This is a genomic window from Pseudoalteromonas fenneropenaei, assembly GCF_042643375.1.
GTDB classification, from domain to species: Bacteria; Pseudomonadota; Gammaproteobacteria; order Enterobacterales; family Alteromonadaceae; genus Pseudoalteromonas; species Pseudoalteromonas fenneropenaei.
The window spans coordinates 82676-89088 of record NZ_JBHRSD010000048.1 but is presented as its reverse complement, the minus strand read 5'-3'; the positions used below and the strand labels follow the sequence as shown (position 1 = coordinate 89088).

Genomic DNA, 6413 nt, shown 5'->3' with positions numbered 1-6413 from the left:
CAGCGCCGATGATAGTGTGGCAGCTGCCATGTGAAAGTAGGACATTACCAGGCACCTATTAAGAAGAACCCGCTCAATGAGCGGGTTTTTTGCTTTATGGGCTTCAAAACAAATTCAAAATAAACCGTAAGCTTCAGTTTCTTCTGGCTCAACATTAGCTAAATGTTGTGGTCGGAAAATGGCGGCTGGGTCGATGATCACTGAGTGATTTTTGCCGCGCTTAATGAGCCCTGTCATCATGCGCTTGGTTTGTGGATCTAAATCAAAGCCAGTATTAGTCAATTCACTTAATGGTTTGATATCGCCTTCATTGCAGCGGACATTATCCTCTACTTGGTCGACCAATAATCCAACATGAGGTGTTCTACCATCTAAAGTTGTGAAGACAATAATGGGTTTGTGATCTAACTCTATTTGCTCTCTAGCTGATTCAAACAAGCGCATCAGCTTTACATAAGTAGTGATGCGCTCCTTTTCTAAAAGCGCTAAAGCACCATCTTTATCTCCTTGTGCAGCAATGCTAAGCAGTTTATCGGCCAATTGATGGAGCTGTGAATGAGGCTGTTCGAACCTTGCTAATAAAGCTTTTAGATCTTCATTGTCCGTTTTAAAATTATAGTACCATTGGCCAAATTCACATTGGTGCGGATCTTTTGCTTTGGTGAAAGGAAGGTCGTGTAACAAGCTTTGCTCTAACGCACTGAGCCAAGCTTTGTGGTCTTGCTCACGGTCTTTTAATAACTGGATTAAAGCGCGATTGACTTCGTGTGATGATTTATCATTGAGGATGATACCCAAATCGAATATTGGCGTAGGTGTGCCCATATAGTCTTTGATACCTAAAAAGCTCGGGTTCTTGTTGGGTAGAGAAGTTAAGTTGCCTTCATAGCGTTCGGTTAACAAGATGTCTAAAATCTTCAAAGAGATTGTTTTCTTTCCGACTTTAAAGTTGATTAAGTCCATATCATCCTCTAACAATGTTTTTTCTTAGCATAGAACATTATTGGTAATTAGAGCGGAAAACCACAAAGTTATTTTCATTTTCGGCACTGCCAAACATAGATACAATATTTCGGTCTGACTTGCGGATTGTTTGCAGTTGCGCATATAAGCAACTTTGTTGCAATGGAGCTTCACATTGCTCAATTGCTTTACTGGTTAAGTAAGCATTGACGAACCCTTCAAAGGCAAGGCGAGTAGGTTTAACTGACTTGGTTTGCGCTAACTTTTGAAATGAAGCACATAAGGCAGTTTTGCATTTAGATGGGTCTGGCATTACTTCTGAACTCATCAGCGTCACAGGTTGAGTAATACGGCGGTATAGCTCAATGCTAGAGGCAAATGAAACTGTGGTATATATCAATGCTGGATTCGCTTTGCCCGCTTTATTGACAAATTCGGCGAGTGGGCTGTAAGTACCAACCATAGCAATTGCTTGTGCATCACTTTGCAGAATTTTGCGCAGTGCTTTATCTATATCTTCAGTATTACGGCGAAAACGAGAAATAAGCACAGGTTGTAAGTGGTGTTGTGCTAACACTTTAACTAAGCTCTTTTCCATGGTTAAGCCAAATTCATCAGCCTGTATAAACAGCGCAATGCGTTGCTTGCCATGTTCGTTGACCAAAAATTGGATCTGTTCTTCAGCCTCTTGCTGGTAACTCGCACGTAAATTCACGACTCGAAAGCTTTCTGGACTACGCAGGAAGTCGGCACCGGTAAAAGGAGTGATCAAAGGAACTTTACTGTATTCGAGTAGTGATTTTATCGCCCAAGTGGTTGGAGTGCCCATGTAAGTAAAGAGCGCATGAACCTTATACTGGTGAATGAATGCTTTGCTATTGAGGATGGTTTTTTGTGGCTCATAGCCATCGTCTAGCGCGATTAAACGAATGGTTTGCTGATTGATGCCGCCTTGAGCATTCATGGCATCAAAATAGAGTGCAGCGCCCTCTCTTAATTGAATGCCAATTTCTTTTGCCGGACCTTCAAAAGCGGCGGACATACCTAAGCGAATTTCTGCCGCAAAGCTAGGTAGATTTGCGCCACATGCTATGAGCAAAAGTATTCTCAAGAGCATTCTATAACGGGGACTGAGCCACTTGTTTAACCCGAAAGTGAAGAAACTTTTGCACCACATCATTTAGCATTTGCTCAAATTGTTTTTTTCCTGAAAGCGACAACTGCGCCACTAAGGTTGAACTACACCAACCTTGTAATACAAAGCGTACTATTAACAGCTGTTCGGTATTGCTTAATTGATAAAGTTGCTCGGGATATCGACAGGCAAATTGCCACAGTACCGGCTGAAGCTGAGCACTTGCGGCTTTTGCGAGCGGCAGTGGCAGTATTTCTTGCGGAGCAAGGTGCGTAGTCGAATGTCGCTGTTGCCATAAGCTTAGCACTAAATCGCTATTTAGCTGCTTGAAGTAAGTCAAAAGTTGATAAGGTAGTTGGACATGGAATTGTTGCTGCCAAGTTTGTACTGAGAGGAGCTCTTGTGTCGCCAGCGGTTTAACGACTAAAAGAGAATGCTCACCACTGGCTTTATCTGCTCGATAGCCGAGTTTGATGGCTTGATAATCATGACGAAACCAAAATTTCACTAACTCACTTTGGGCACCAAAACTACTACCGAGTAATTTTACCTCTGGCATAAGAGCAGCTTCGACTCGCGAGAGTAGTATGCTGCCAAGTCCTTGCCCTTGTAATGTGGGGGCAACTGCAACACGTACAATGCGGGCGATGTTGCGCTGGCACCAAGTCGCATCACCTGTTAATAAAGTCAGTTGCTGCGCGAGTAAATGCCCGCGTGGACGCCGGCTACCAGATGCGATAGCTTGGCTTAAATCGCTACTCAGGCCGCCCTCAATTGCTACCACGCAAGCCGCCACAATGGTATTGGCTGATTCAAGGATATAAATGCGCTGATTGGGGGTATCCAGCAACTGGCGTAAATCATTAACTGAGGTTTGATAATGAGCCAATACTAACAAAGCAAATAGTTGCTGGAGCTGAGTTTCATCACGACATAATTGCTCAGTGGTTAGTTCTTTAAAGGTTGGCTGATTTGCCTGCACTTTATCAGGATACTGACTGTCCAATGCAAACAAGTGATTAATGCTGTGTTCGAGCGGATCTGCCGCCGCATAGCGGATCGGCGTATTGAGCGTGATGACTTGGTGATTGGGTGCCTGCTTAGCTAACAAACGCATAAATTTGAGGGTGTAGCCACGGCCATTGCCTTCATAACCAATAATGGTGCTGGCAAATACCGCATTTGGATAAGCACCAAGCAATTGCTGCAAAATGGCAACGGGAATGGCTGCGGCTTCATCGACCAATAACATATCGCAACTTGGGCGCTGTGCCAGCACTTGATCGGGTGGCATAAATCTTATATTGGCAAACTCTGTTGGGTATTTATCCGCACTGTTATCGGCACCAAGGTGTTTGAAAACACTATGTACAGCATCATGTTGTTGGGCACAGAGAATAAAGTTTTGCTCTGGTAATGCCTTAGCGATAAGACCTAACGCACTTGATTTACCGCGGCCGCGATCGGCATTAATCAACACAGGTAAGTTGCGTTTATGCTGTAACGCTGTCACAACCTTATTTATGCAGGCCTGTTGGTCGCGAAAATCCAGGGCTTGGGCAGGTACTGCTGTTGGCATAGTTAGGGTGAGGCCATCACGCTCAGACAACAACCAAGGCGACATGGCCTGAAATAGCTGCTGCCAGCGCATTAAAAACGGACTCTGGGATTGTGTATGTTCTGCAGAGCACCATAAAGCCAGCGCTGGGTCACGAAATGTGGCAAGTGTGGATAATTCTGGCAGCAGTAATACCAACAGTCCACCGGCGGCAACCGTACCACTCAGCGCGGAAAGTTTGTTCGGCACTACTCCAGCAAAACCATCATAAATAGCCAGCGGCCATTCTTGACCTAAGATCTGGTGTAAATGTTCAGGCCAAATGGCAGCAGGTAGCTGCTGGCTGAGCCGCAGCTGGGGCTGATGAATGGGGAATAAGGTGCTGACTGCCTCATAGCAGAATGTGACAGAGCCGCAGATCAGCAAGAGTTGGCGATGGCGCGCCAGCTTAAGACGCGCCGTGGCGGTAGACAACTGCTGGTTATAATGGTTGTAGTCGTGCATAAGCGGTGACTAACCATTTACTACCCACATCATCAAAACTCACTTGGATGCGTGATTGCGCGCCGCTGCCTTCATAATTGAGTACAGTGCCAGCGCCAAACTTAGCATGTAATACTCGCTGACCTAAGTTATAGCCACTGTCTTCAAATGCGGCGTGGGTTACTGCTGAACTGAATCGACCCGCAGCTACAGGGCGGGTGACTTGGGTTTTGATGCGAATTTCTTCCACGCAATCTTGTGGTAGCTCTCGGATAAACCGCGATGGACTATGGTATTTTTCTTGACCATAAAGACGGCGACTTTCCGCATGACAAATATACAGCTTAGTCATGGCACGGGTCATACCAACATAGCAAAGTCGGCGTTCTTCCTCGAGACGGCCTGATTCTTCATGGCTTTGCTGTGAAGGAAACATACCTTCTTCCACCCCGACCATAAAGACCAGCGGAAATTCTAGCCCTTTTGCCGAGTGTAAGGTCATCATTTGCACTGCGTCTTCGTGTTCCTCGGCTTGACCTTCGCCGGCTTCTAACGAGGTATAAGCCAAGAAGCCTTGCAGTGGAGAGCTAAACTCTTCTTCTATCGGTGGTTCGTATTGACCACAAGCATTGATTAATTCTTCTAAGTTCTCAACGCGGGCGCGGCCTTTCTCGCCTTTTTCGGCTTGGTACATGGCCATTAGGCCTGAGCGCTCAATAGCAAACTTAGCTTGTTCCGCTAGTGGTAAGTCAAGTAGTTGATCGTCAATCTGTTCAACAATATCAATAAATTGTTGTACTGAGTTGGCTGCGCGGCCAGAGAGGTGTTTCTCGGCCAAAATGGCTTTCGCGGCATGCCATAAAGGTTGAGAGGTGTGGCGTGCGCAGTCACGAATATGGCTTAAGGTTTTTTCGCCGATACCGCGTGCTGGGGTATTGATAATACGTTCAAATGCGGCATCGTCGTTACGATTGCTGACTAAGCGTAAATAACACAACGCATCTTTGATTTCTTGGCGTTCGAAAAAGCGCATACCGCCGTAAATGCGATACTTAATGCTTTCTTGTAGTAGCGCTTCTTCTAAAATACGGGATTGCGCGTTGCTGCGGTAAAGGATCGCACAGTCTTGCAGCGCATTACCGCCTTGCAACCAAGTTTTAATTTTGCCGACCACAAAACGGGCTTCGTCCAATTCATTGAACGCGGCATACACAGAGATAGGTTCACCTTCAATGCCATCAGTCCACAAGCTTTTCCCCATCCGCTCTGCGTTATTCTCTATCAGCGCATTGGAGGCCTTTAGAATCGTGCTAGTAGAGCGATAGTTTTGCTCTAAGCGAATGGTTTCGGCCTTAAAGTCGTCCAAAAACTGGCGAATGTTTTCAATGCGCGCACCGCGCCAACCGTAAATGCTTTGGTCATCATCGCCGACTATCATCATGGAACTGTTGGCGCCGGCCAATAAACGCAGCCATAAGTATTGAATGCGGTTAGTATCTTGGAACTCATCGACCAGAATATGGGCAAAGCGGTTTTGATAATGACGTAACAGCGTTGGCTGGGTATTTAATAGTTCATAACAACGTAGCAATATTTCTGCGAAGTCGACTAAACCCGCGCGGTCACACGCATCCTGATAAGCGGTGTAGACTTTCAGCATCATCTGTTCATTGATATCAAACGCTTGAATGTCTTTAGGGCGAATGCCTTCGTCTTTTTGCGCGCCGATATACCAAGCAAACTGTTTGGCAGGCCATTTCTTCTCATCGATATTGAGGTTTTTCAATAAACGCCGAATAAGACGCAGTTGATCGTCACTATCCAGCACTTGGAATGCTTCAGGTAAACCAGCCTCGCGATGATGGGCGCGTAAAATACGGTGCGAAAGACCGTGGAAAGTGCCAATCCACATGCCAGAAACTGGGCCTTGTAAGGTCGCTTCAACGCGGCCACGCATTTCTTTCGCGGCTTTGTTGGTAAAGGTCACAGCGAGAATACTATAAGGTGAACTTTGCTCGACTTGCATTAACCATGCAATACGATGTACCAGCACGCGGGTTTTACCCGAGCCAGCGCCTGCTAATACCAGCATATTTTGCAGCGGTGCGGCTACGGCATCGCGCTGTTTGTCGTTCAAGCCATCAAGTAATTCAGAAACGTCCATCGTGTCACCTATAATGCATGTGAACGAAGAGTATACCTGTAAGCCAAAGGCAAGCCCAGTAGCATTGCCAAAGCTTACTGGGTGGTTTTCATAAGTAATTAATAATTAAT

4 protein-coding genes are annotated in these 6413 nt (G+C 45.9%); all 4 read right to left on the bottom strand.

Annotated features, from left to right (window positions below; genetic code table 11):
* Window positions 1-114: 114 nt before the first annotated feature.
* The 4 genes from ACFOEE_RS20475 to uvrD are packed head-to-tail and all read right to left on the bottom strand — an operon-like array spanning window position 115 to window position 6303.
* The gene (locus ACFOEE_RS20475) at window positions 115-963 is read right to left on the bottom strand and encodes a CZB domain-containing protein (protein ID WP_377129008.1); all 849 of its coding nucleotides are present in this window, start codon (window positions 961-963) and stop codon (window positions 115-117) included.
* Between the two features lie 37 nt (window positions 964-1000).
* On the bottom strand, window positions 1001-2062 hold the full coding sequence (locus tag ACFOEE_RS20470; protein WP_377129005.1) for an ABC transporter substrate-binding protein: 1062 nt from the start codon (window positions 2060-2062) through the stop codon (window positions 1001-1003).
* 19 nt (window positions 2063-2081) lie between these two features.
* Window positions 2082-4160, bottom strand: a complete 2079-nt coding sequence (locus ACFOEE_RS20465; RefSeq protein WP_377129002.1) for a GNAT family N-acetyltransferase — start codon at window positions 4158-4160, stop codon at window positions 2082-2084.
* Window positions 4138-6303, bottom strand: coding sequence for a DNA helicase II (gene uvrD, locus ACFOEE_RS20460; protein ID WP_377129000.1), 2166 nt, complete (start codon window positions 6301-6303; stop codon window positions 4138-4140). Before uvrD ends, ACFOEE_RS20465 begins: the two co-directional genes overlap by 23 nt.
* Window positions 6304-6413 lie beyond the last annotated feature (110 nt).